Below are 24171 nucleotides of genomic sequence, written 5' to 3' on the forward strand. Positions count from 1 at the left end.
CATTTTTTATCCAATTCGAGAACACGCCATGAGCAACGTCGACCACGCCGAAATCGCCAAATTCGAAGCGCTCGCGCATCGCTGGTGGGACCGCGAAAGCGAGTTCAAGCCGCTGCATGAGATCAATCCGCTTCGCGTCAACTGGATCGATGAGCGAATCTCGCTTGCCGGTAAGCGCGTACTCGACGTAGGTTGCGGCGGTGGAATCCTGAGCGAGGCCATGGCTCAGCGTGGCGCGTCCGTCATGGGCATCGACATGGGCGAAGCCCCACTTTCCGTCGCTCAGCTTCATCAGCTCGAATCCGGCGTGCCGGTCGAGTATCGCCAGATCACCGCTGAGGCGCTGGCTGAGGAAATGCCCCAGCAATTCGACGTGGTGACCTGCCTCGAAATGCTCGAGCACGTGCCAGACCCGGCTTCAGTGATCCGCGCCTGCCATGCGATGGTCAAGCCCGGTGGACAGGTCTTCTTCTCCACCATCAACCGCAATCCGAAGTCCTACCTGTTCGCGATCATTGGTGCCGAATACGTGCTTCGGCTGCTGCCTCGCGGCACGCATGATTTCAAGAAATTCATCCGCCCGTCCGAGCTGGGTGCCTGGAGCCGTGCGGCGGGCCTCGAGATCAAGGACATGATCGGGCTGACCTATAACCCGATCACAAAGCATTACAAGCTTGAAGCGGACGTCGACGTAAATTACATGGTCCAGACGCAGAGGACGCTGTGATGCGGCTCGAGGCGGTTCTGTTCGACATGGACGGTACGTTGCTCGACACTGCGCCAGACTTCGTCGCCGTCATACAAGCGATGCGCGCGTCCCGCGATTTACCGCCAGTGCCGGAAAAAACCGTCCGCGACGTCGTCTCGGGTGGTGCGAAAGCGATGGTATCGAGTGCATTCGAGGTCGACCCGGCAAGCGATGAATTTGAATCGTTGCGTCTCGAATTTCTCGATCGGTACCAAAATGCGTGCGCGGTTCACTCTGCACTCTATGACGGGATGGCAGAAGTGCTGGCCGATATCGAGGCAGCCGGTCTCAAATGGGGCGTGGTGACGAACAAGCCCGTTCGCTTCGCCGAACCCATCATGCAGCGGTTGAATCTGGCTAAGCGCTCGGCCGTACTGGTGTGTCCGGATCACGTCGAGCGCAGCAAACCCGATCCCGAACCCATGGTGCTGGCGTGCAGCCAGCTGGGTGTTGCGCCAGAGACCGTTTTGTTCATCGGCGACGACCTGCGCGACGTGGAATCAGGCCGAGCAGCTGGAAGCCGGACCGTTGCCGTCACCTACGGCTACATCCACCCCGAAGACAATCCGAGAAGCTGGGGTGCAGATGCAGTCATCGACCATCCAAGCGAGCTACGCGCGCTGCTCGACCGCGCCGTCTGCGGATGTTGATCAAGCCATACTTTGAACAGTCACCCCCATTCGCCAACGAGGCCCCCGTGTTCGACTACATCGCCCCTGCCGACCTACTGAATGATCGTGTCATCCTGGTCACGGGTGCTGGCCGCGGGATCGGTGCTGCGGCCGCCATTGCCTTTGCCGAACACGGTGCCGAGGTCATTCTGCTAGGGCGTACTGCTGCAAATCTAGAGGAGGTAGCACGGCGAATCGAGGCCAACGGCCGCGCAAGGCCGATGGTGAACGTGATGGATCTGGAGCATGCAGGCGCCGATGACTACCGCGACCTGGTGCAGACTATAGAGCAACGCCACGGGCGGCTTGATGGCGTACTGCATAATGCATCCATACTCGGCCCGCGCAAGCGGGTGGAAGACACGCCGGTCGAGGCATTCGCACAGGTCATGGCTATAAATGTGAATGCCACCTACGCACTGGCACGCGCCACGCTGCCCCTCCTCCAACGCTCGTCGAGTGCTTCCGTGGTGTTCACATCCAGCAGCGTAGGCCGCAAGGGCCGCGCCGAATGGGGTAGCTACGCGATCTCCAAATTTGCAACGGAAGGCCTGATGCAAGTCTTGGCCGACGAATATCTGGCCGTCGAGATTCGCTTCAATAGCGTCAATCCCGGAGGTACACGCACCGCAATGCGAGCAGAAGCCTATCCAAACGAAGACCCTAATACGCGTCCCGCGCCTGAGTCGATCATGCCTATCTACCTCTATCTCATGGGACGCGACAGCGCTGAGATATCCGGCCAGGCGTTCGACGCGCAGTAAGCGACAGGATTACGGCACATCACATTGCTATCACTGCAGCTTTGCCGGCCGCTGCGCCTGAAAACCGGCAAAAGCTTGCCGTTCGCCGCATCCAAAAGTTCATAAACCGTTGGATTAACTAGACTTTATGGTGATGGCACGCTTCTAGCTTAACTGAAGCATCTTGGCCCATAGTGCCAGAGGCTTCCCTCATGGTTATCGCAAACAGCTCAAACACAATCGATTTCGACGCGGCTCGGCTGCGTCGCCTTGGCTTCAAGGACCGTCACTGCGTTACTGCACGTCCGGCTTCACTTTCGGAACTGCGGCGGATGCTCACTCTTCAACTGCAGACGAGCCTTGAGGCGGACCGGGTGTTGGCCCTGTTCTTCGACGCGGTACCGCGACTGGTTCCACTGGATGCGATGGCGTTCGCTCATCCTGCAAGCGATCTGCGGCTCGAACTGGGTCAGGGCGGCAGCCATACCGTCTCCTATCAGCTGAGCCATGAGAACAGCTATCTCGGTGAAGTTGTATTCCGACGTGAGTACCGGTTCACGTCAGAGGAGTTGGCTCAACTGGAATCATTGCTGGGCAGCCTGCTTTTCCCGCTGCGTAATGCCCTGCTCTACCGGACTGCGATCCGTAACGGCATGCGTGACTCACTCACCGGTACGGGCAACCGCGTCGCGATGGATCAGGCACTTCGCCGTGAGGTGGAACTGGCGCATCGTCATTCACACCCACTCTCGATTCTCATGGTCGACATCGATCACTTCAAACGTGTCAACGACACCTATGGACATGGCACCGGCGATGACGTCTTGAGAGCAGTGAGCGCTGCCATGACGAGCAATTTGCGCAATATCGACATGGTGTTCAGGTTCGGCGGAGAGGAGTTCCTGATCATAATGTCGAGCACCGACCAGGAAGCCGCAGCGCTGGTGGCTGAGCGCCTACGTGCAGCCGTTCACGGCCTGCAATTCTTCGTTAACGGCGCATCACTGAAGCTTTCGATCAGCGTAGGGAGTGCCATGCTCCAACCCATGGAAGCGATGGAGAGCCTGATCCGTCGAGCGGACGTGGCACTCTACGGTTCGAAACGCGGAGGCCGAAATCGCGTGACTGCAGCGCCGGTATTCTGACCGGCGCTGCAAATACTACGATTTTTACCGACGAGGCTTTTTGCCAAAACCTGGGCGTTGCCCATCGCTCGGCCCTTCGGTGCGCTTACCAGCGCCTGGACGGCCCTTAGGCGGCGTCCGCTCAGCGCGCGCATCGTCACGCACGATACGCGGTGCCTTGCGCACATCGCTGGGTCGCTCAGCAACCGGCGTTCCGCCAGAGCGCGAATTGCGCTCCTGACGCATCGGCTTACCGGCTTCGTCGCGCAGTACGCGTGACGGACGACGGCCTTCCTCGTCACGTGGCGCGGTGCGTTTGCGCCCTTCAGTAACGGGCTTTGCAGACTTGCGTTGCAGGCGATCCAAACGGTCACGCAGCTTGCCTTTCATTTCAGGCAGTGCCACGGGCTTCAGGCCAACCTCGGCGCTCAGGATGTCAATCTCGCCCTGATTCATTTCCCGCCAGCGCCCCATAGTCAGGTCCGAGGTCAGAAAGACGGGGCCAAAGCGAACGCGCTTCAGGCGGCTGACCACGACATCCTGCGATTCCCATAGCCGGCGGACCTCGCGGTTGCGTCCCTCCATGACCACGCAATGGAACCAGTGGTTGAAGCCTTCACCACCGGGTGCGCGCTGGATGTCGGAGAAGTTGGCCGGCCCGTCCTCGAGCATGACGCCTTTCTTGAGCAGCTCGACCATCTCGTCCGTTACCTCTCCACGTACACGCACGGCGTATTCGCGGTCCATCTGGTAGGACGGATGCATCAGCCGATTGGCCAGCTCGCCGTCGGTGGTGAACAGGAGCAGGCCAGTCGTGTTGATGTCCAGCCGACCGATATTGATCCAGCGTCCGGATCTGAGCCGCGGCAAGCGCTCGAAAACCGTTGGCCGGCCTTCTGGATCGTTCCGCGTGCAAACCTCGCCTTCCGGCTTGTTATAGATAAGGACGCGGCGAACGGCCTCGGAGGCCTCCTCGCGCTTCAGCAATTTGCCGTCGACACTGATGGCATCGTGCGTATCCACGCGCTGCCCCAGTGTAGCGACGACGCCGTTTACGGTGACCCGCCCGGCGCTGATCCAGCCTTCGATGTCACGGCGCGAGCCCATACCCAGGCGGGCAAGGACCTTCTGTAACTTTTCGCCGTGGGCGACGTGGGTTTCCTGCGATTCGATATCGGTCATTCTGGCACCTCCCGGTGTGCGGATTGAATGAAAAGGGGGCGCATCATACGCTCAGCCGCTGCAGTGAAGAAGCGGCATGAGCGACGATACGATCACTGGCGTTCGGCATCAAACGCAGCCAGCGCCTTACGGCAGGTCTGTGTGACTCGCTCCCAGTCCTGCGCCTTGATCCAGGCGCTGTCCAGCATCCAGGTGCCGCCCACGCACATGACGTTCGACTGCGCGAGATAAGACTTCAGATTATCCGGCGATACGCCGCCCGTTGGGCAGAAACGCAATTCGCTGAACGGTGCGGCGAAGGCTTTGAGTGCGGCCACGCCTCCACTCACTTCCGCTGGAAAGAGCTTGAAGCGCCGATAGCCCATGCCATAGCCAAGCATCAGGTCCGATGCAGAACTCGCACCCGGCAACATCGGGATAGCGCTATCCGCCCCGGCCTGCAACATCTCGGCAGTGCAGCCTGGAGTAACCACGAACTGGGCACCTGCCTGCTCTACAGCGGCCAGCATCGTCAGATCGAGTACCGTACCGGCGCCGACACACAGGTCAGGACGCTCTTCTCGCAATTGCCGAATCGCCGTCAGACCATGGGGGGTGCGCAACGTGATTTCCAACGTACGCAGACCACCCGCCGCCAATGCGTCAGCCATCGGAAGGATGTCTTCTTCGCGCGGAATCGTGATCACAGGAAGGATGCGAGCGCGGGTGCAGATCGAATCCAGCAGCGCCGTTTTTTCTTGCATGTTCATAGTATGAAGCTCCGGGCCTTGCGGGCGTGCATGGCTATCGATGGAGTAGTAATAGGCCGGCCTTGGCATGGACCATCGCACCGTACCCTGTATCTGGCAACGCGCTAGCCGCCGCCGGTTGCTACTGTAGCGTCGGTGATCTCGCGTGTCGCCGTTTGGAGCATGCCGATCGCGGAAGATTCCTTACATGTCGCCATACCAGGACCTGCCGTCACGGATGATGAGCGCGACCGACGAGACAGGACCCCAAGTCCCGGCTGCGTATGGCTTGGGCAGGTCACCCTGGCGCTTCCAGCCGGCGATGAGCTGATCGCACCACATCCACGCGTGTTCCACTTCGTCCTTGCGGACGAACAGGTACTGGTTGCCCTGCATCACTTCAAGCAGAAGGCGCTCGTACGCATCAGGGATCCGAGCACTCTTGTACGTGTCCGAGAAATTCAGCTGCAACGGACCGCTTCGCAGGTGCATGCCCTTATCCAGACCCTGGTCCTTGGTCATGACCTGAAGCGAGATGCCCTCGTCAGGCTGGAGCCGAATGATCAGCTTGTTGCTGATGAGCGACCGTTGCTCGGGCGCGAAGATGTAGAACGGTGGCTCCTTGAAGTGAATGACGATCTGCGACAGCTTCTGCGGCATCCGCTTGCCGGTACGCAAGTAGAACGGCACGCCCGACCAACGCCAGTTTCGAATTTCGGCACGTAGCGCGATGAATGTCTCGGTGCCGCTCTGCGTATTGGAATTCTCTTCATCGAGATAGCCAGGGACCGGTTTGCCATCGCTGCTACCCGCCGTGTATTGGCCGCGGACGGTGTACCGCGTCAACTGCTCTTCGGTAATGGGGGCAAGCGCCTTCAGCACCTTCACCTTCTCGTCCCGAATGCTGTCTGCGCTGAGATCGCTTGGCGGATCCATTGCAACGAGACAAAGCAACTGCAGCAGGTGGTTCTGAACCATGTCGCGCAATTGACCGGCCTGATCGAAGTAGCCCCAGCGGCCTTCGATTCCCACCTTTTCCGCGACCGTAATTTCAACGTGCGTAATGTGGTACTGGTTCCACTGACTCTCGAATAGGCTGTTCGCAAAACGCAGCGCGATAAGGTTCTGGACAGTTTCCTTGCCCAGGTAATGGTCGATCCGGTAGATGCTCGTTTCGGGGAAATGCTGAGCAACGGCATCGTTGATGACCCGCGAGGATTCCAGATCGTGACCGATCGGCTTCTCCAATACCACGCGGGTCCTGTCGACCAGACCCTGAGCGGCAAGATTCGCAGAAATATCGCCAAACACCGCGGCGGGCGTAGCGAAATAGGCGATGTGCGTTTCTTCGTCCGCCAGCAGCCCAACGAGGGGTTCGAAGCTGGCACTGTCGCGAAAATCCATCTGGACATAAGTGAGGCGGCCCAGAAAGCGCGCCACCGTATCGGCATTCAGGTTCTTCTCAGCCACATGGCGTTGCAGGGCCTGCTCGATGTTCGCCAGGTAGTTCGGTAGCTCCATTGCCTCGCGCGCCAACGCCAGAATGCGCGTGTCGGGATGGATCAGGTTGGCTAGGTCGAGGTGATAGAGCGCGGGAAACAACTTGCGCATGGCGAGGTCGCCAGTAGCGCCGAACAGACTCAAGGTGCATCGATTAACGGAGGTGCCCAACATACGTGATCTTCACCCATTCAACGGTGGGCTGCCGGAAGCAGCGTGTGATGACTTCGCTCGCCGGCATTCACCTGCGAAGTCCTTCGAATTCAAGGCATGACAATCTAGCCACGCGAATGTGTCTATTCCAAGCATAGCGTGCCCAGGTGCATTGCGTGCGCTGCTGGAAGGATGAAGGTTATCCCATCGATCCGTAACCGACTCCTACCTTTTGGCCCTGGATCTTTCCCCAAATGAAAAAGCCGGGCACAAGGCCCGGCTTTTTCGGTACGAAACCGCCGCTTATGGCTGAGCTTCGACTTCAGCTTCAACGCGACGGTTGATCGCGCGGCCCTGCTCGGTCGCGTTGTCAGCAACCGGGCGGGTCTCACCGTAGCCAACCGAGTTTACACGGCTACCATTAATGCCGTACTGGTTGACCAGAACGTCACGAACGGCGTTCGCACGGCGCTCGGACAGGCGCTGGTTGTAAGCGTCAGTACCGATGGAGTCAGTGTGGCCCTCAACAACGGTGGTGGTTTGCGGATACTGGCTCATGAAATCGGCAAGCGCCTTGATGTCTGCCTGGCTTTCAGGCTTGACGGCAGCGCGGTCGAAGTCGAACTTGACGTCCAGTTCTACACGAACGGGCTGGGCAGGCTCTTCCATCACGGGCGCCGGTGCCGGCTCGCTAACGGTCTCTTGGACCATCACGACTTCTTCCTGGCCCTGACCGTGAACCCAGCAATAACCACCCGCGGTCACGGCGGCGATCAGGCCACCCCAGCCGGCGTAAGCGCTGTTTTCGATAGCGCCGATCGCCGCACCCGTGACGCCACCGACAGCGGCGCAAACAGGCCAGTCAGACTTCTGTACGCCGGCGCAGCCGGTCAGTACACCGGTTGCTACAACAAGCGGAACTGCTTTCCATATCATTTTCACGGGTGGAGTCTCCTAGGTTGGTCGGATCGGGCCGACGGCCTTCTTATGGTGCCGTTGATATGTTCTTCTTCTGGCTTGGGGCGAATGGCCCTCTGCCACCGAACGTCAAGACTTAGTGTATACCGTTTATCCAGAGGTTCCACGATGGAAGCCAGCTTTTCACAACATTCGCCGCAACGCGCAATCGCTTCGCTGCTGGAACAAACGCAACCGGCGCGCGCGCTGTATGTCGGACGTACCGTCATGCCTGCGGTAGAGGCTTATCGGTTGGCACATCCTGACCGCACCGTGGCCTGCGCCAGCCCCGGCCCACTTCCGCCTGAGTTCGCCGGGCAGCGATTCGACCTTGCCCTCTTCGGTGACTGTCTGGAGCATCTGGACAAGCGCGAGGGCCAGCGTTTGGTCGGCGGCGTCCGCAACCTGAATGCAAGCCGCATCGCCGTGCTCATCGACCTCGACGCCAGTGATTGGCGCGACACGGATTTCTTCGCCCTGGCGCTTCAGGTAAACGGTCGCTTCCAACGAAACGAGCAAGCGCTGACGCTGTTCGGCTACGATCTGCTCGAATATAAACAAGCGCCAGACTGGCTCAATGCCAAGTTCTGGGCCAACCCGGAGAATTTTGGGAAGTACTGGTGGTAATGATGAGCCCATCCTGTCCGTGCGGTAGCGGCGCCCTGCTCGATGCGTGCTGTGGGCGTTATCACGCCGGCACGCCCGCACCAAGTGCCGAACACCTCATGCGCTCGCGCTACAGCGCTTATGCACTCGGCCTGACTGACTACATCGTCTCGACAACGGTGCCCACGCAGCAAGCATCGCTGGACCGTGACGGCATCGCGCAGTGGAGCGCGTCCAGTACCTGGCTCGGCTTGAGTGTGGACGGCCAAGAGACCTTCGCTGGCCAGCCGGAGCACGCATTCGTCACCTTTACCGTGCGTTGGCACGACAGCGGCGGTGAACACGCCCATGAAGAGCGTTCAGCGTTCGTACAGAACGACGGCCGCTGGTTCTTCATTGACCCCACCGTGCCGTTACAGGCCGGCCGCAACGATCCCTGCCCCTGCGGTAGCGAGCGAAAGTTCAAGAAGTGCTGCGCACCATTCGTTTGACTGGGAGGTTGCAGCTCAGAGCACCTTGAGGTGGGATACGTCCGGCGCCTCGGGCGCTGCCGCAGCGGGGGCCTGCCCCATATCGGAACCGACAGGTGCCAGTGTGAGCCCGGACAGATCGATCTTTGGCGCAACGGGAAGAGGTTTGGAGTCCTGTAGATCGCTGCCTACCTCCGCCAGGCCAAAGTCAGGCGCCTGGACGTCCGCGAACGCTGCCATGTACTCGTCCCGAGGGGCGACCCGCAATGCACCGCTCGATGGCGATGGCGATTCGACGGACGGAGCGTTTGCCTGAGGCATAGGTACCACCGGCTCGATCACGGCAACCTCTACACGCGCTCCGGCGCGCGCCATGACGGCGCGATACTTTTCGGCCGCCGCCTCGTCCAGCCCGGTCTTGAGGACGCGGCGCCCGGCGAAGAGCGCTTCAACCCTCGCGGCGTCTATCTGGAAGAGACGGGCCAGGTTCGCCCTGACTAAGGCCGGGTCGGCGTTGGGCTGCAGTTCACCCTTGAAGACGATTTCAAACGCTCGCATGACCTTCCTCGTCATCGAATTGTCGGACGTTCAGCCGAGTATGAACGGATTGCCGGCAATGCCCCAAGCCGATTGCGGCCCAGCGGTGCATATAGGACACTGAATCGCAAAAATGAAGAGGACGCGCATGACTACGTACGGACGCACCGCCCACTCCCTGCGGCTTATCCTGTGCATCGCACTGGCAAGCCTGACGGCAGGCTGCTCGTCGTGGTTCCGCAGCGACTTCAAGGACCCGGATCTGCATCTCAAGGATGTCGAGATCGTAAAGGCCCGCCTGCTTGAACAGGAACTGCTTCTCACCTTTCACATCGACAACCCGAATGACATGGCGCTGCCGGTACGCGGTATGGCCTATGACATCCAGCTCAACGGCGTTCAGTTGGCCGAGGGCGAGTCCAGCGCCTGGTTCAAGGTACCGGCGCGCGGCGGAAAGGACTTCCAGGTGCCCGTCCATACCAACCTTTGGCAGCACCTGAAATACATCGGAAAACTGCTCGAGACACCCGACAAGCCCATTGCCTATGAGTTGCGAGGCCAAGTGAAGACCGGCTTTTTCTTCGGCTTGTTCGGACGTGAGGTGCACGTTTTGCGCAAGGGCGAGATAATCCCCGGCGACTACATCCCGGAGCGACCTTAATGTCCCAGCAACCCCATGTTCACGGCCCAGACTGCAACCACGATCACGACCATGATCACGGGCACGTCCATGGCCCACACTGCAACCACGGCCCGCAGGAGCCAATTCGCAACCCGCTCAAGCAGGTCGGCCGTAACGACCCGTGCCCCTGCGGCAGCGACAAGAAATTCAAGAAGTGCCATGGTGCCTGACGCCCGGCCAGACTGATCCCAAGAGCCGACCGATCGTCGGCATTCGCCCGGCGTCACACCGGGCGCTTTCATAACGCCTATCCTCTTCGCTCGCCCTCTCCCTGAAGGAGTTCGATGCATGCCGTCGTGTTCGTTTCGCCCCCTTGCCTGGCTCGGCCTGGGCGCGGGTCTCTCTGCCGCGTTAACCCTGACCGGTTGCCAAGGCCTGCTCGATAGCCGCTACAAGGACAGTGTCGCGCCAACCGAAGGCGTGATGCGCATCCAGGGGGTCGGGGAACGGGCAGATGTCCGGCGCAACGCGCTGGGCATGCCGCTGATCGAGGCGCCGAACTTTCACGATGCCCTCTTTGCGCTCGGCTACATACATGCCAGCGATCGACTGAGCCAGATGGTCGGCATGCGTGCACTCGCGCAGGGGCGCCTGGCGGAGACAGCCGGGCCGGGCGTGCTTGAAGTGGATCGCTTCATGCGCACCATCGACCTGCGCAGCAGCGCGGACGTCATCTACCGAAATGCCTCACCCCGGCTAAAGCAATTCTTCGAGGTGTATGCCCGTGGCGTGAACGCGTACATCTTCCGCTACCGAGACAAGTTGCCCATGGACCTGGCCCGGTCCGGGCAGCCTGTCGAATACTGGAAGCCTGAAGACAGTGCGCTCATTTTCGCGCTGGTCAACTTCGGCCTCTCCACCAACCTGCGTGAGGAAATCGCCTCGCTTACGCTTGCCCAGAAGGTGGGCAGCGACAAGCTCGCATGGCTGATGCCTATCTACCCGGACGAGCCCCTGCCGTTCGACGAAGCGGAAAAGCTCAAAGGTCTTAATCTACGCGGCAACGTTGCGGGGCTCGAGGCACTCGACTCGACCCTGGCGGCCCTGGGCGACCTGCACATGTCTGGCGTCGCAGCCTCCAACAACTGGGCATTCGCGCCCAGCCACACACGCAGCGGCCGAAGCCTGTTCGCCAATGACACCCACCTCCCACTCGCCATGCCGTCGCTGTGGAACTTCGTCCAGATCCGTTCGCCGCAATACCAGGCGGCTGGCGTATCCGTTGCCGGTATCCCTGCAGTGGTTGCCGGCTACAACGGCAAGCTTGCCTGGGGCATGACCATGGTGATGGGCGACAACCAGGACGTGTACCTGGAACAGGTCAAGCGCGAGAACGGCCGCCTGCTGTACCTCGCGGACGGTAAATGGCAGCCAGCACGAGAGCGTCAGGAGACCTACATCATCAAGGGCCAGCGCCCGGTCCGCGAGCCTGTGTATGAGACACGCAACGGTCCGCTGCTCAACGCCGCGCTGGGCGAGCGCAAGAACGGCCTGCAGCCGTTGCCGCTGCAAAGCGTGTACGGGCTGGCCCTGCGTACTGTCCAGGGCGAAGCGGACCAGTCCCTGGATGCCCTGTTCAACCTCAGCCGGGCGAAAAATGTCGATCAGGCGTTCGACTCTGCGCGCGAGGTACGCGCCATCGCGCTCAACCTCGTCTTTGCAGACGCCCAGCACATCGGCTGGCAGGTCAGCGGGCGTTACCCGAACCGCAAGGACGGCCGTGGACTTGTCCCTTCACCCGGCTGGACGGATCGCTACGGCTGGGACGGTTACGCCGAGCCCATGCTCCACCCTTACGATCAGGACCCTCCCCAGGGTTGGCTCGGTACCGCCAATCACCGCACCGTCAAAGGCGGCTACGGCGTCCAGCTATCCAACTCGTGGTACTACCCCGAGCGCGCAGAACGAATGGCCGAGCTGGCCCTGCGTGGCAAGCAGGACACCCGCAGCACCATCGCCATGCAGTACGACCAGACCACACCGTTCGCCGCCAAGCTGAAGGCGATGTTTGAGGATCCCGGCATGGCGGGACCGCTGCGCGCCGCGATCGATGCCCTGGCGGGGCCGCAACGCGAGCAGGCCCGGGAAGCGCTCAAGCGCCTGCTGGCCTTCGATGGCCGCATGAGTGCAGATTCGGCCGACGCGGCCGTCTATAGCGCCTTCCTTCAGGAAAGCGCCAAACAGACTTTCCTCGACGAACTAGGTCCCGAAGACAGTCCCGCTTGGAAGGCCTTCGTCGAGATGGCGGATTTGTCCTACTCGGCTCAGGCGGATCATCTGCTCGGGCGCGTCGACAGTCCGTTCTGGAACGACGTCCGCACGCCTGAGCAGGAAGACAAGCCCACCATCATGGCCCGCAGCCTGGCGGCCAGCATCGACTACCTGGAAGCCAACCTGGGCGGCGACCGGAATGCCTGGCGCTGGGGTCGTCTGCACCAGTACCGTTGGACGAGCGAGGCTACGCGACTGGCCCCTTATCTCGACGCGGGCGAGCGCACGGCCGTCGGCGCCATCCAGGGCTATCTGGACCGTGGGCCGTATCAGGCCGGCGGGGATCACGGCACGCTGAATGCGGCCGCCTATCATTGGGGCAGCGGCTTCGATACCTGGCTCGTGCCGGCCATGCGCATCATCGTCGACTTCGGCCGTGACGAGCCGATGATGGGCGTAAACAGCTCTGGCCAGTCGGGCAATCCGGCGAGCCCTCACTATGACGATGGCATCCAGGCCTGGATGAAGGCCGAATACATGAGCTTCCCGTTTAAACCGGCAGGCATGGATCAAGTCTACGGCAATCGCCGCCTGACACTTCTTCCCGCGGCGGCGCGCTAAGGCGATGACGCGCCCTTCGGGGCGCCTCATCCTGGCCAGTCTTCCACCGACGCCACCCTGCTACAAATTTCCTTTCCAGCTGAATTCACCGCCAGGGTCCGAACGCCGTGGTGTTCGCTTGCATGTGGGTGGGTTTCAGCGCTACAAACGCTCTAAAACGACGGTTGTCTGACGAAAAGACCCCAAGTTACGTGCGCCACTTGCTATCTTTTCAAAAGCGTCAAATAAAAGACTCGGCAACAGGAGTACAGATCGTGGCCCGCATAGCGCTGGACATTCCGTCCGACCAACTTTTCTACAAGACACGCCAGACCGTGCGCAGCACCGATATCAATGGCAGCGGCCACTTGGGCAACCAGGCAATGATCTCCATGATTTCCGAGGCGCGTACCCGTTTCATGTTCTATTACGGCATCCGTGAAAGTTCGGAAGAAGTCGGCACCATGGTCACCGACCTCGCCACCGTCTACAAAGCCGAAGCCTTCGTGCGCGATCGGCTGCTGTTCGAAATCGGCCTGATGGACCTGAACAAATACGGCGGGGACATCATCTTCCGCATCACACGTCCGGAAACCGAAACCCTCATTGCCCTGGCCAAGTGCGGCTTCGTTTTCTACAATTACAAGGAACGCCACATCGAGCCGATGCCGAAGGGGTTCCATCGCAACTTCCCAAAGGTCAACTGGGTGGATGATGCTGACCGCACCGACGTGCGGGCGTCCATCGCATCGAACAGCTGAGGTGATCCTTCGGCACGGCGGCGATGCTCGATCTGCGCCGTGCCGAAGGCTTATTGCACCAGGGGCGATGCCGCCCCTTCCATTGCGATACCTTCAATGCGCGCGGCGCCGACCAGCGTACTGATATAGCCCGCAACGGCGCGACGCCAGACCGTACCGTTCAACTCCTCCCGGATGGATTCCCGGACCGCCTCGAGCGGTAGCGCCTGCCCTTCGATTCGCTGATCCACGATCACCACATGCACACCGTACCGACTCTCCAACGGACGCTCGCACAGGCCCTCTGGCAGGCGGAACAGCTGCCGCTCGAATTCGGGTACCGTCTGCCCCTTGCTAAGCTGTCCCAGCACGCCGCCCTGCCGCCTCGAAGGGCAATCCGAACCCACGGCGGCAAGCGCTTCGAAGGAGGCTCCAGAACACAGCGCGTCGATCAGTTCGCGGGCCTGTTCCATCGCGGTACTCCGTTCGAGCGCATCATCGGGTGCACATGCCAGCAGGATGTGTCGAGCAGCGACCAGCGGTGCCGTCCGAAAGCGCTGCGGATTAGCCTCGTAGACCCGCGCTATTGCCGCATCGTCCGCCTGCGGCACGGCGACTTCTCGCTCGATCAACCGCCGAGTGATCGCTTCCTCGCCGACCTCTGGCGTACCGCTTTCCACAGCGATGCCAAGCGCTTCCGCACGCTGGCGAAGCAGTTCCCGAACCACCAGAGCCGTTACCGCCTGATAGGCCGCGGCGTGACGATCATCAGCCGGATGGTACTGAAGCTCTGCGGCAATCGCTTCGCCCGGTATCTCCACACCGTTGACCCGGACAACTGGCCAATCGTCCTCGCTGCGCGCTATGACGGCGGTCGGGCCGCGATCGGTCGGGCCGCGATCGGTCGGGCCGTGCTCGGTTGGGCCAGCCACGCGCGGGCCGGGATCATCCGGTCTCGCCCGATCCCTTTCCTGGCACCGGCCACCTGCATTTCCACATGAACAAGCCATGGCGCACCTCCTCAGCCGCGTTGCCGGACGATCTGGTAGCGCCGGCCCAGGTACCAGATCGGTGCGCTGAGCATGTGAACCAGACGGGTGAACGGGAACAGCACGAACAGCGTCAGCCCCAGCAGGATGTGCGTCTTGTAGATAAGGCCGGTTTCGGCGATGGACTCGACCGCCGCATAGGGCCGGAAGGTTGCGATGTCCTGGGCCCATGCGCCGAGCAGCATCATGGTCGCGCCGTCCAGATGTTCGGTGGACGTGACGATGGTCGCGAGGCCAAGCACCAGCTGCACCAGCAGCACGATGAGCACCAGGATGTCCGAAACACTGGAATTGCGCCGAACACGCGGGTCCGTCAGGCGCCGCCAGGTGAGCATAGAGAGGCCGATCAGGGCGAGGAAGCCAAAGAACCCGCCGCTCACCATGGCTACCAGCTGCTTGTTGCCGCTGCTGATCAGGTGTTCATACAGCCAGTGAGGCGTTAACAACCCCACCAGGTGTCCCGCAAAGATGAACATCACGCCGATATGGAACAGGTTGCTGGCGACGCGCATCTTGCCCGGGCTCAGCATCTGGCTCGACCCTGTTTTCCACGTGTATTGGGACAGATCGAAGCGCGCCCAGGAGCCAACGATCAGGATGGTCGTGGCGATGTACGGGTACACGCCAAACAGCAGGAAATTCAGCTTATCCATGACTCACCTCCGAGCCGGCGCGGCGGCCGGTGCGTGATCGAAATCAACCCAGTGCAGCGGCACAGGGATTTCCTCGCGGGCCTTGCGCGGCTGGCTGACTTCACTTCCACAACCGCCCTGCCCTTCGCCTTGCAGGAACGTGACCTGCTCTTCTTCCCAAAGCCGATCCATGGCCTCCAGCGAATCGTCCCGCTGCTCGGCTGCTACGGCCGGACGCACCCGGCCCACCGCCTCGCCCACGGACTCACCTGCCATTTGCAGCAGTGCCTGGAAGGCGGCCGCATAGCGGCTGTGGCGTTCTTCGAGACGTGCTGCCAGCAGTGCCAACAGATGGGCGATATCGGCGATGCCCTCCCGTGCAACGGCTGACTCTCGCGTGGACAAAAACTCCAGATACAGCGGGATATAGTCGGGCAACTCCTTGAGCGCGATGGCAAAGCCTGCGGCCTCGTATTGGGCCATCAGATCGACCATCGCCTGCCCACGGTCTCGGGACTCGCCATGCACGTGCTCGAACAGCAGCAAGGACAGGTGCCGGCCCTTGTCGAACAGTTCGCTGTAGCGCTCCTGGGCGTCCATGAGGTCCTGCCCGGTCAACTCATCAAGCAGCGCCAGCAGCGCCGCCCGGCGATCCCGACTGATCTCCCGCGCGTCCCGGATCGCCTGGGCGAGTTCGTCGCGTCCTTCGACGATCGTCTCGTCCGGGTACGCCAACAACAGCGAAATGACGTTGAGAATACGCATGATCATTCCTCCCAGAGCTGCACGGTCTTGATGACGTCGCGCTGCGTCGCCTTGCGGGCGCCGAACATGTTGAGGCCGGACTGACCACTGCAGCCGCTGCCGAAACTGAAGCCACAGCCGGAACGCTCGGCGAACGCGTCGCTCGAGGCCTCCTCGCGGTGGGCACTGGGAATGACGTAGCGGTCCTCGTAGTTGGCAATGGCCAGATAGCGGTACATGTCCTCGACCTGCGCTTCGGACAGCCCGACCGACTCCAGTACCGCAAGATCCTGAATGCCCTCGACCTGCTGGGCGCGCTTATAAGCTCGCATGGCCAGGAGCCGCTTCAGAGCGAGCTTCACGGGGCGTTCGTCACCGGCGGTCAGCAGGTTGGCGAGGTAGCGCACCGGAATGCGCAGGCTATCGACGTCCGGCAACACGCCAGCCATGTCCACATGCCCGGACGCCGCCGCGTTCTGGATCGGGGAAAGTGGCGGCACGTACCACACCATCGGCAGCGTGCGGTACTCCGGGTGCAGCGGAAGCGCGAGCTTCCAGTCGACCGCCAGTTTGTAGACGGGTGAAGCCTGGGCCGCGAAGATCACGGAGTCATCGATGCCGTCGCGGCGGGCCTGGGCGATCACGTCGGGATCGTTCGGATCAAGGAAGATGCCGAGCTGTTTTTCATACAAATCGCCATCGTGCTCGGTCGCGGCCACCTCGTGGATACGATCGGCGTCATACAGCAACACGCCCAGGTAGCGGATCCGGCCCACGCATGTCTCGGAGCAGACCGTCGGCATGCCTGCCTCGATTCGCGGATAGCAGAAGATGCACTTCTCGGATTTTCCGCTTTTCCAGTTGTAGTAGATCTTCTTGTATGGGCAGCCGCTGACACACATGCGCCAGCCGCGGCACTTTTCCTGGTCGATGAGAACGATGCCGTCCTCCTCGCGCTTGTAGATCGCGCCGCTCGGGCAGGAAGCCGCGCAGGCCGGGTTCAGGCAGTGCTCGCACAGGCGCGGCAGGTACATCATGAACGTGTTTTCGTACTCGCCGTAGATGTCGGCCTGGACCTTGTCGAAGTTCTGGTCCTTGCGCCGCTTGGCGAATTCGCCCCCGAGGATCTCTTCCCAGTTCGGGCCCCATTCGATCTTTTCCATCCGCTGGCCCGAGATAGCCGAGCGCGGGCGCGCCACGGGCTGGTGCTTGCCCAGCGGCGCGGTGTGCAGGTTCTGGTAATCGAAATCGAATGGCTCGTAATAGTCGTCGATCGTAGGAAGGTCCGGGTTGGCAAAAATGTTCGCCAGGATCCTGAATTTGCCGCCGATGCGTGGGTTGATGGAGCCATCGCTATTGCGTACCCAGCCACCCTTCCACTTGTTCTGGTTCTCCCATTCCTTCGGATAGCCGATGCCCGGCTTGGTCTCCACGTTATTGAACCAGGCGTATTCCATGCCTTCGCGGCTGGTCCAGACGTTCTTGCAGGTCACCGAGCAGGTGTGGCAACCGATGCACTTGTCCAGATTCAGAACCATGCCGACTTGCGAACGAATTTTCATGGCCAGTTCCTCACTCGATATCTTGGGGCAGCGGACGCGGAAGCGCGTCGCCATCGGGGCCGTCGAGCCAGTCGACCTTGTCCATCTTGCGCACCACGACGAATTCATCGCGGTTGCAGCCAACGGTCCCGTAGTAGTTGAAGCCGTAACTCTGCTGGGCGTAGCCACCGATCATGTGGGTGGGCTTGAGCACCACACGGGTCACCGAGTTGTGGTGGCCGCCGCGGTTGCCCGTGGTCTCCGAGCCCGGCACGTTCACGATGCGTTCCTGGGCGTGGTACATGATCACCATGCCCTCCTTGATGCGCTGGCTGACCACCGCACGGGCGGTGAGCGCGCCGTTGGCGTTGAAGGCTTCGATCCAGTCGTTGTCGACAATGCCGGCTTTCTTCGCGTCCGCTTCGGATAGCCACACGATCGGCCCACCGCGGCTCAGCGTGAGCATCAGCAGGTTGTCGGTGTAGGTGCTGTGGATGCCCCACTTCTGGTGTGGCGTGATCCAGTTGAGGACGATCTCGGTGTTGCCGTTGGGCTTTTTGCCCTTCACGTAGCCGATCGAGCGGGTATTCACCGGCGGCCGATAACTCATCAGTTGCTCACCAAAGGCCTGCATCCAGGGATGGTCCTGGTAGAACTGCTGGCGACCGGTGATCGTGCGCCATGGAATGAACTCATGGACGTTGGTGTAGCCCGCGTTGTAGCTGACGTGCTCGCTCTCGATGCCGGACCAGGTCGGGCTCGAAATGATCTTGCGCGGCTGCGCCTGGATATCGCGGAAGCGGATCGTCTCGTGCTCGGAGGAACGCGCCAGATGCGTGTGGTCGCGACCGGTCATCTTCGACAGGGCATCCCATGCCTTCACCGCGACGTGGCCATTGGTTTCCGGGGCGAGTGACAGAATCACCTCGGCCGCATCGATGGCCGATTCGATCTTGGGCCGACCATGGCTCACACCGTCCTCGCGCACCCGATAGTTGAGGTCGCCGAGCTGCCTGACCTCATCCTGGGTGTTCCAATTGATGCCCTTGCCGCCATTGCCCAGCGTGTCCAGCAACGGGCCGAGCGAGGTGAACTTGCGATAGGTGTTCGGGTAGTCGCGCTCGATGACCATCATGTTCGGACAGTTCTTGCCGGGTTGCGGGGTTTCGCCGGCGGTCTTCCAGTCCAGCCCACCGAAGGGTTGTGCCAATTCCCCGGGCGTATCGTGATGCATGGGCTGCGTGACGAAATCCTGCTCCACGCCCAGGTGGCCTTCGGCGAGCCTGGAGAAGTGGCGCGCGATGCCCTTGTAGATCTCCCAGTCGGACCGGGACTCCCAGGCCGGATCGATGGCGGCGGAAAGCGGGTGGATGAACGGGTGCATGTCGGACGTGTTCATGTCGTCCTTCTCGTACCAGGTGGCGGTCGGCAGGACGATGTCCGAGTAGACGCAGGTGGACGACATGCGGAAGTCCAGGGTAGTGACCAGATCGAGCTTGCCGATCGCGCCCTCCTCGACCCACTCGGCCTCGGTTGGCTTGAAGCCGTCCGCACGCTTGCCGAGATCCTCGTTCATTACACCGTTGCGGGTGCCCAGCAGGTACTTGAGCATGTACTCATGCCCCTTGCCGGAGCTGCCCAGCAGGTTCGAACGCCAGATGAACATGTTGCGCGGGAAGTTGGCCGGGTTATCCGGCTGTTCACATGCAAAGCGCAACGTGCCGTCTTCGAGCGACCTGAGCACGTAATCCTTCGGCTCCTGGCCGGCCGCCCTGGCATCACGGGCGATCTGCAGCGGGTTACGGTTGAGCTGCGGTGCACTCGGCAGCCAACCGGCACGCTCGGCCCGGATGTTGTAGTCGAGCATGTGCTCGGGGAATTCGGATTTGTCCGCCAGCGGGGAAAGCACTTCGTGAGCACTCATCTTTTCGTGGCGCCACTGCGAACTGTGGTTGTAGAAGAAACTGGTGCCGTTCATCTGGCGTGGCGGGCGGTGCCAGTCCAGGCCGAACGCCAGCGGCAGCCAGCCGGTCTGGGGCCGCAGCTTCTCCTGGCCCACGTAGTGCGCCCAACCCCCACCGCTCTTGCCGATGCAGCCACACAACATGAGCATGTTCACCGCGCCGCGGTAGTTCATGTCCATGTGGTACCAGTGGTTCACGGCCGCACCGATGATGATCATCGAGCGCCCTTCGGTCTTGTCGGCGTTATCGGCGAATTCACGCGCCACGCGGATAGCCTTCTCGCGGCTCACGCCCGTAATGCGCTCCTGCCAGGCCGGTGTGCCCGGCACATCGGCATCGTCATAGCCCTGGGCGACGTTTGCTCCGCCCAATCCACGATCAATGGCCAGGCTGCCGGCCATGAGGTCGAACACGGTCGCGACACGCACCTGGCTGCCGTCCGCGAGGGTCAGGTTACGAACCGGGACGCGGCGATACTGGATCTCATCGCCCGCCACATGCTGGAAGTGCTCGTGGGTCTGGCCGCCGAAATAGGGGAAAGCGACTTCAGCCACATTGCCGTCATCGATCAGGCTGAGCGATAGATCGACTTCACGCCCTGCTCCGCCCTCGCGGGCCTCGATATTCCACTTGCCGCTTTCACCCCAGCGATAGCCGATCGAGCCTTGTGGCGAAACGAGCTCGCCCGTGATGCCGTCGACGGCAATGGTTTTCCATTCGGGGTTGTTGGCCTGGCCGAGGTTTTCGGTGAGGTCCGACGCCCGCAGGAAGCGCTCGGGCCGAGTGCCCTGCTCAAAATCGCCAAGCACGACGAGCATCGGCAGGTCGGTGTAGCGCTTGGCGTAGTCCCGGAAATAGGCGCTGGGCTTGTCGAGGTGAAACTCCTTGAAGATCACGTGGCTGAAGGCCAGCGCGAGGGCCGCATCCGTACCCTGCTTGGGGTTGAGCCACAGGTCGGTGAGCTTGGCGACTTCCGCGTAGTCCGGCGTGATGGCGACGGTTTTCGTGCCCTTGTAGCGCACCTCGGTGAAGAAGTGCGCGTCGGGTGTGCGCGTCTGCGGAACGTTGGAGCCCCAGGCGATGATGTAGTTGGAGTTGTACCAGTCAGCCGATTCCGGCACGTCGGTCTGCTCGCCCCACACTTGCGGCGACGCGGGCGGCAGGTCGCAATACCAGTCATAGAAGGAAAGGCATACGCCGCCAATGAGCGACAGGTAGCGGCTGCCGGCGGCGTAGCTGACCATCGACATTGCCGGGATGGGCGAAAAGCCGATGACCCGGTCCGGACCGTGCGTCTTCACGGTGTAGACGTTGGCCGCCGCAATGATCTCGTTTACCTCGTCCCAGCTCGAACGGATAAAGCCGCCCAGGCCACGCGCGCTCTTGTAGGACTCGGCCTTGACCGGATCCTCGACGATGCTGGCCCAGGCCTCCACGGGCGCCAGGGTGCGCCGGGCCTCACGCCACAGCTTGAGCAGCGGCTTGCGCACCTTCGGGTATTTCAGCCGGTTGGCGCTGTAGATGTACCAACTGTAGCTGGCGCCTCGTGGGCAGCCGCGAGGCTCGTGGTTCGGCAGATCCGCGCGGGTGCGTGGATAGTCGGTCTGCTGGGTCTCCCACGTGATCAGTCCGTTCTTGACGTAGATCTTCCAGGAGCAGGAACCGGTGCAGTTCACACCGTGGGTGGAGCGCACGATCTTGTCGTACTGCCAGCGGGAACGGTAGACGTTTTCCCAGTCGCGGGATTCGCTGCGTGTCTCGCCGTGGCCTTCGGCGAACTCACCCTGCTTCTTCTTGAAAAAGCGCAGTTGGTCGAGCAGGTGGCTCATGGTTTATCTCCTCTGCCGGTCACGCCGGCTGGGTGCATCAGGCTTTATCGAAAGGGTCAGCAACGCACTTCGGCGCCGCGCCGTGCGTACCACCACCAGGTCACGGCGACACAGGTGGCGTAGTAGGCGATGAACACGTACAGGGCACCCTCGGCGCTGCCGGACATGGCGAGCGAGGTGCCGAATGACTGGGGAATGAAGAAGCCGCCGAATGCGCCGATCGCTGAGCTGAAACCGACGACCGCGGCTGACTCCTTGCCGGCTTCGCGCGCGGCGTGCTCGGGGTTGACCTCGCCGCGCTCGGCACGGCGGGACCACTGGGTCCGGAAGATCACCGGGATCATGCGGAAGGTGGAGCCGTTGCCGACGCCTGCGAAGAAGAACAGCGCGATGAACGTCGCCAGAAAGCCCCAGAAGTTGCCGCTGCTTGCTTCGCCCGGCAGAAAGGCCATCACGACGAAGATCAGTGCGCCCATGACGACGTAATTCCACAGGCTGATCACGGCACCGCCAAACCGGTCCGCCAGCCAACCGCCCAGCGGACGGCTGAGCGCCCCCACGAGTGGGCCGATGAAGGCATACGTCAGCGGATTGATGTCAGGGAACTGCGTCTTGCTCAGCATTGAAAAGCCTGCCGAGAAGCCGATGAAGGAACCGAAGGTGCCTACGTACAGCCAGCACATCAGCCAGTTGTGCTTGCGCTTGAAGATCACCGCCTGCTCGCGGAACGACGCGCGGGCACACGCCAGGTCGTTCATGCCGAACCAAGCCGCGGCAGCCAGCACGATGATCAGCGGCGCCCAGACCAGGCTCGCGTTCTGCAGCCAGATCAGGCCGCCTTCGGCGGTGTGCTGCGCCGCTCCACCGAATGGGCCATAGAGACTGAAGCCCGCCACCAGCGGCGCGACGAACTGGAGCAGTGAGACGCCCAGGTTGCCGAGACCTGCGTTCAGGCCAAGGGCCGTGCCCTGTTGATCCTTCGGATAGAAGAAGCTGATGTTGGACATGCTCGAGGCGAAGTTGCCGCCACCCACGCCGCACAGCAGCGCGATCACGAGAAAGGTCCAGTACGGCGTTTGAGGATTCTGCACTGCAAGGCCGAGCCACACGCACGGTACCAGCAGCGCCAGCGTGCTGAGCGCCGTCCAGCGCCGCCCGCCGAACACCGGTACGGCGAACGAGAAGAAGATGCGCAAGGTCGCACCGGACAGCGACGGCACCGCGGCTAACAGGAACAGCTGATCATTACTGAAGGTGAAGCCGGCGCTATTCAGGCGTACCGCAACGACGCTGAACAGCACCCAGACCGAGAACGCCACCATCAGGGCGGGAATCGAAATCCAGAGATTTCGGCGCGCGACGCGGTGCCCGACGGATTGCCAGAACGCGGTGTCCTCGGGACGCCAGTCCTCGATCACGCCCCGTGGAAGCGGTGCGGAAAGCCTGTCAGCGGCTTTGGCAGTGGCCATGATGTCATTCCCCTTTGGAGACGAGAGAAGAAGTGGCGCCTGCGGCTCGACCGAGAACGGGAGTGCGGCGGATTTCGCTGACGTACATCCAGATCAGTGATACCCACACCACGCCGTACAGGAGCATGAAGCAGGAAGAGCGCACGCCCGTGAGATCCACGAGGGCGCCGAAGAGGATCGGTAGCACGAACCCGCCCAGGCCGCCGGCGAGCCCGACGATCCCGGAGATCACACCCATGTGAGCCGGGTAGTCGTCCGCGATGTACTTGAAGACCGAGGCTTTGCCAAAGGCGAACGCGATGCCAATGACGAACATCAGTGCGGTGAAGACCCACACGTTCAAGCCAATGTGGAAGCGCCAGGGGCCGTTCACGGTGGCAATGGTCAGTTCGGTTGGCGGGTACGAGAGCAGGAACAGGCAGACCCAGCTCACCCAGAGCACCCACCAGGTCACGCACTGGGCGCCCCAGCGATCCGACATCCAGCCGCCAACCGCGCGCAGCACACCGCCCGGCAGCGAGAAGCAGGCGGCCAGCAGCGCGGCGCTCTGCAGGGTCAGCCCGTATTCCGCCACGTAGTACTGCGTCATCCACAGCGCCAGCGCGACATAGCCACCGAACACGATCGAGTAGTACTGGCAGTAGCGCCAGACGGCCGGATCACGCAGCATCGCCAGCTGCTGGCGAAGACCGACGCTGGACGCAGTGCGATGGGCCTTGTTTTCGCTGGTCAGGAACCAGAACGCCACGGCGATGATGAACAGCGCGGCCGAATAGAGCTTGGGCACCATCTGCCAACTGGCCGCGGCCACGATGGCGGGTGCAGTGAACTTGGTCAGCGCCGAGCCCGCATTACCGGCGCCGAATATCCCCATGGCCAGTCCCTGGCTGCCCTTGTCGAACCAGCGCGCAACGTAGGCGATCCCCACGGAGAAGGATCCACCTGCCAGGCCGACGAACAACCCGAGTACGAGGAAGTGCCAATACTGTGTGGCTTCGCCGACCAGATAAATCGGTAGCACGCACGCCAGCATCAGCACGGTGAACACGAGCCGACCACCGAACCGATCGGTCAACATGCCGAGCGGCAACCGCACGAGCGATCCTGTCAGCACCGGGGTCGCTGCCAGCAGACCGAATTCGGTTTCGTTCAAGCCCAGCATGATCTTGATCGGCACACCGAGGACCGCGAACATCATCCACACCATGAAGCAGGTCGTGAACGCTGCGGTGCTCATGCCCAATACAAGAGACTGGCGGGATGTGAATGTGGCCATGTTGATCGCTCCGGA

General features: G+C 61.7%; 21 protein-coding genes and 1 pseudogene. 10 read left to right on the top strand and 12 right to left on the bottom strand.

The features are described from left to right. Window positions 1-28 precede the first annotated feature (28 nt). From ubiG to ACY8D3_RS13110, 4 genes are all read left to right on the top strand, one after another. On the top strand, window positions 29-727 hold the full coding sequence (gene ubiG, locus ACY8D3_RS13095) for a bifunctional 2-polyprenyl-6-hydroxyphenol methylase/3-demethylubiquinol 3-O-methyltransferase UbiG (RefSeq protein WP_462379206.1): 699 nt from the start codon (window positions 29-31) through the stop codon (window positions 725-727). Next, complete coding sequence (gene mupP, locus ACY8D3_RS13100) at window positions 727-1398, top strand: N-acetylmuramic acid 6-phosphate phosphatase MupP (protein ID WP_462379207.1); 672 nt, start codon at window positions 727-729, stop codon at window positions 1396-1398. The genes ubiG and mupP overlap by 1 nt, the downstream gene beginning before the upstream one ends. Before the next feature lie 47 nt (window positions 1399-1445). Next, a complete protein-coding gene (locus ACY8D3_RS13105) occupies window positions 1446-2183 on the top strand; it encodes a YciK family oxidoreductase (RefSeq protein ID WP_462379208.1) in 738 nt (245 codons plus the stop codon). Window positions 2184-2374: 191 nt separating this feature from the next. Next, window positions 2375-3307, top strand: coding sequence for a GGDEF domain-containing protein (locus ACY8D3_RS13110; RefSeq protein ID WP_462379209.1), 933 nt, complete (start codon window positions 2375-2377; stop codon window positions 3305-3307). A 24-nt stretch (window positions 3308-3331) separates the two neighbouring features. Here ACY8D3_RS13110 and rluB read toward each other — a convergent pair whose 3' ends face one another. From rluB to ACY8D3_RS13130, 4 genes and pseudogenes are all read right to left on the bottom strand, one after another. Further along, window positions 3332-4468 (bottom strand): 23S rRNA pseudouridine(2605) synthase RluB, encoded by a 1137-nt coding sequence (gene rluB / locus ACY8D3_RS13115; RefSeq protein WP_462379210.1) that lies wholly within the window; start codon window positions 4466-4468, stop codon window positions 3332-3334. Window positions 4469-4560: 92 nt separating this feature from the next. Then, the gene (locus tag ACY8D3_RS13120; RefSeq protein ID WP_462384373.1) at window positions 4561-5211 is read right to left on the bottom strand and encodes a bifunctional 4-hydroxy-2-oxoglutarate aldolase/2-dehydro-3-deoxy-phosphogluconate aldolase; all 651 of its coding nucleotides are present in this window, start codon (window positions 5209-5211) and stop codon (window positions 4561-4563) included. Window positions 5212-5400: 189 nt separating this feature from the next. After that, window positions 5401-6870: a glucose-6-phosphate dehydrogenase gene (gene zwf / locus ACY8D3_RS13125; RefSeq protein WP_462379211.1), complete on the bottom strand. Its 1470-nt coding sequence runs from the start codon at window positions 6868-6870 to the stop codon at window positions 5401-5403. Window positions 6871-7152: 282 nt separating this feature from the next. Next, a pseudogene (locus ACY8D3_RS13130) lies at window positions 7153-7506 on the bottom strand (OmpA family protein); the annotation flags it as partial. A gap of 429 nt (window positions 7507-7935) precedes the next feature. Between ACY8D3_RS13130 and ACY8D3_RS13135 the strand changes: the two are divergent. After that, the gene (locus ACY8D3_RS13135; RefSeq protein ID WP_462379212.1) at window positions 7936-8433 is read left to right on the top strand and encodes a DUF6231 family protein; all 498 of its coding nucleotides are present in this window, start codon (window positions 7936-7938) and stop codon (window positions 8431-8433) included. Next, window positions 8433-8903, top strand: a complete 471-nt coding sequence (locus ACY8D3_RS13140; RefSeq protein WP_462379213.1) for a YchJ family protein — start codon at window positions 8433-8435, stop codon at window positions 8901-8903. Before ACY8D3_RS13135 ends, ACY8D3_RS13140 begins: the two co-directional genes overlap by 1 nt. Window positions 8904-8918: 15 nt before the next feature. On the opposite strand, the gene ACY8D3_RS13145 is transcribed toward ACY8D3_RS13140, so the two are convergent. After that, entirely contained in the window at window positions 8919-9440 is a 522-nt protein-coding gene (locus ACY8D3_RS13145; protein ID WP_462379214.1) for a hypothetical protein, read from the bottom strand. A gap of 127 nt (window positions 9441-9567) precedes the next feature. Here ACY8D3_RS13145 and ACY8D3_RS13150 point away from each other — a divergent pair, with 127 nt between their 5' ends. The 4 genes from ACY8D3_RS13150 (at window position 9568) to ACY8D3_RS13165 (ending at window position 13673) form a co-directional block, all read left to right on the top strand. After that, window positions 9568-10080 carry an LEA/WHy family protein gene (locus ACY8D3_RS13150; protein ID WP_462379215.1) on the top strand — a complete coding sequence of 171 codons (513 nt, stop codon included), beginning with the start codon at window positions 9568-9570 and terminating at the stop codon, window positions 10078-10080. Then, window positions 10080-10271, top strand: coding sequence for an SEC-C metal-binding domain-containing protein (locus ACY8D3_RS13155; RefSeq protein WP_462379216.1), 192 nt, complete (start codon window positions 10080-10082; stop codon window positions 10269-10271). Before ACY8D3_RS13150 ends, ACY8D3_RS13155 begins: the two co-directional genes overlap by 1 nt. 118 nt (window positions 10272-10389) lie before the next feature. Next, entirely contained in the window at window positions 10390-12933 is a 2544-nt protein-coding gene (locus ACY8D3_RS13160; protein ID WP_462379217.1) for a penicillin acylase family protein, read from the top strand. A gap of 254 nt (window positions 12934-13187) precedes the next feature. Beyond that, window positions 13188-13673, top strand: a complete 486-nt coding sequence (locus tag ACY8D3_RS13165) for a thioesterase family protein (RefSeq protein WP_462379218.1) — start codon at window positions 13188-13190, stop codon at window positions 13671-13673. Between the two features lie 50 nt (window positions 13674-13723). Here ACY8D3_RS13165 and ACY8D3_RS13170 read toward each other — a convergent pair whose 3' ends face one another. Genes ACY8D3_RS13170 through ACY8D3_RS13200 form a run of 7 tightly spaced genes read right to left on the bottom strand, consistent with a single transcriptional unit; the run spans window position 13724 to window position 24156 of the window. Then, window positions 13724-14662, bottom strand: coding sequence for a peptidylprolyl isomerase (locus tag ACY8D3_RS13170; RefSeq protein ID WP_462379219.1), 939 nt, complete (start codon window positions 14660-14662; stop codon window positions 13724-13726). An 11-nt stretch (window positions 14663-14673) separates the two neighbouring features. Next, a complete protein-coding gene (gene narI, locus ACY8D3_RS13175; protein WP_462379220.1) occupies window positions 14674-15354 on the bottom strand; it encodes a respiratory nitrate reductase subunit gamma in 681 nt (226 codons plus the stop codon). A gap of 3 nt (window positions 15355-15357) precedes the next feature. Beyond that, a complete protein-coding gene (gene narJ / locus ACY8D3_RS13180) occupies window positions 15358-16098 on the bottom strand; it encodes a nitrate reductase molybdenum cofactor assembly chaperone (RefSeq protein ID WP_462379221.1) in 741 nt (246 codons plus the stop codon). A gap of 2 nt (window positions 16099-16100) precedes the next feature. Then, window positions 16101-17639, bottom strand: coding sequence for a nitrate reductase subunit beta (narH, locus tag ACY8D3_RS13185; RefSeq protein WP_462384375.1), 1539 nt, complete (start codon window positions 17637-17639; stop codon window positions 16101-16103). A 10-nt stretch (window positions 17640-17649) separates the two neighbouring features. Continuing rightward, window positions 17650-21411, bottom strand: coding sequence for a nitrate reductase subunit alpha (locus ACY8D3_RS13190; protein WP_462379222.1), 3762 nt, complete (start codon window positions 21409-21411; stop codon window positions 17650-17652). Between the two features lie 56 nt (window positions 21412-21467). Continuing rightward, the gene (locus ACY8D3_RS13195; RefSeq protein ID WP_462379223.1) at window positions 21468-22880 is read right to left on the bottom strand and encodes a NarK family nitrate/nitrite MFS transporter; all 1413 of its coding nucleotides are present in this window, start codon (window positions 22878-22880) and stop codon (window positions 21468-21470) included. 4 nt (window positions 22881-22884) lie between these two features. Next, on the bottom strand, window positions 22885-24156 hold the full coding sequence (locus ACY8D3_RS13200) for an MFS transporter (RefSeq protein WP_462379224.1): 1272 nt from the start codon (window positions 24154-24156) through the stop codon (window positions 22885-22887). Window positions 24157-24171 lie beyond the last annotated feature (15 nt).

This window comes from Pseudomonas sp. Marseille-QA0892 (assembly GCF_054950135.1).

What these genes read in the sequence shown, in the direction of transcription:
- mupP (WP_462379207.1), top strand. Translation starts at nt 727, where the DNA reads ATGCGGCTCGAGGCGGTTCTGTTCGACATGGACGGTACGTTGCTCGAC.
- narI (WP_462379220.1), bottom strand. Translation starts at nt 15,354, where the DNA reads ATGGATAAGCTGAATTTCCTGCTGTTTGGCGTGTACCCGTACATCGCC.
- ACY8D3_RS13170 (WP_462379219.1), bottom strand. Translation starts at nt 14,662, where the DNA reads ATGGCTTGTTCATGTGGAAATGCAGGTGGCCGGTGCCAGGAAAGGGAT.
- narJ (WP_462379221.1), bottom strand. Translation starts at nt 16,098, where the DNA reads ATGCGTATTCTCAACGTCATTTCGCTGTTGTTGGCGTACCCGGACGAG.
- ACY8D3_RS13150 (WP_462379215.1), top strand. Translation starts at nt 9,568, where the DNA reads ATGACTACGTACGGACGCACCGCCCACTCCCTGCGGCTTATCCTGTGC.
- ubiG (WP_462379206.1), top strand. Translation starts at nt 29, where the DNA reads ATGAGCAACGTCGACCACGCCGAAATCGCCAAATTCGAAGCGCTCGCG.
- ACY8D3_RS13200 (WP_462379224.1), bottom strand. Translation starts at nt 24,156, where the DNA reads ATGGCCACATTCACATCCCGCCAGTCTCTTGTATTGGGCATGAGCACC.
- ACY8D3_RS13155 (WP_462379216.1), top strand. Translation starts at nt 10,080, where the DNA reads ATGTCCCAGCAACCCCATGTTCACGGCCCAGACTGCAACCACGATCAC.
- zwf (WP_462379211.1), bottom strand. Translation starts at nt 6,870, where the DNA reads ATGTTGGGCACCTCCGTTAATCGATGCACCTTGAGTCTGTTCGGCGCT.
- ACY8D3_RS13120 (WP_462384373.1), bottom strand. Translation starts at nt 5,211, where the DNA reads ATGCAAGAAAAAACGGCGCTGCTGGATTCGATCTGCACCCGCGCTCGC.
- ACY8D3_RS13110 (WP_462379209.1), top strand. Translation starts at nt 2,375, where the DNA reads ATGGTTATCGCAAACAGCTCAAACACAATCGATTTCGACGCGGCTCGG.
- ACY8D3_RS13195 (WP_462379223.1), bottom strand. Translation starts at nt 22,880, where the DNA reads ATGGCCACTGCCAAAGCCGCTGACAGGCTTTCCGCACCGCTTCCACGG.
- ACY8D3_RS13145 (WP_462379214.1), bottom strand. Translation starts at nt 9,440, where the DNA reads ATGCGAGCGTTTGAAATCGTCTTCAAGGGTGAACTGCAGCCCAACGCC.
- ACY8D3_RS13190 (WP_462379222.1), bottom strand. Translation starts at nt 21,411, where the DNA reads ATGAGCCACCTGCTCGACCAACTGCGCTTTTTCAAGAAGAAGCAGGGT.
- ACY8D3_RS13160 (WP_462379217.1), top strand. Translation starts at nt 10,390, where the DNA reads ATGCCGTCGTGTTCGTTTCGCCCCCTTGCCTGGCTCGGCCTGGGCGCG.
- narH (WP_462384375.1), bottom strand. Translation starts at nt 17,639, where the DNA reads ATGAAAATTCGTTCGCAAGTCGGCATGGTTCTGAATCTGGACAAGTGC.
- ACY8D3_RS13140 (WP_462379213.1), top strand. Translation starts at nt 8,433, where the DNA reads ATGATGAGCCCATCCTGTCCGTGCGGTAGCGGCGCCCTGCTCGATGCG.
- rluB (WP_462379210.1), bottom strand. Translation starts at nt 4,468, where the DNA reads ATGACCGATATCGAATCGCAGGAAACCCACGTCGCCCACGGCGAAAAG.
- ACY8D3_RS13135 (WP_462379212.1), top strand. Translation starts at nt 7,936, where the DNA reads ATGGAAGCCAGCTTTTCACAACATTCGCCGCAACGCGCAATCGCTTCG.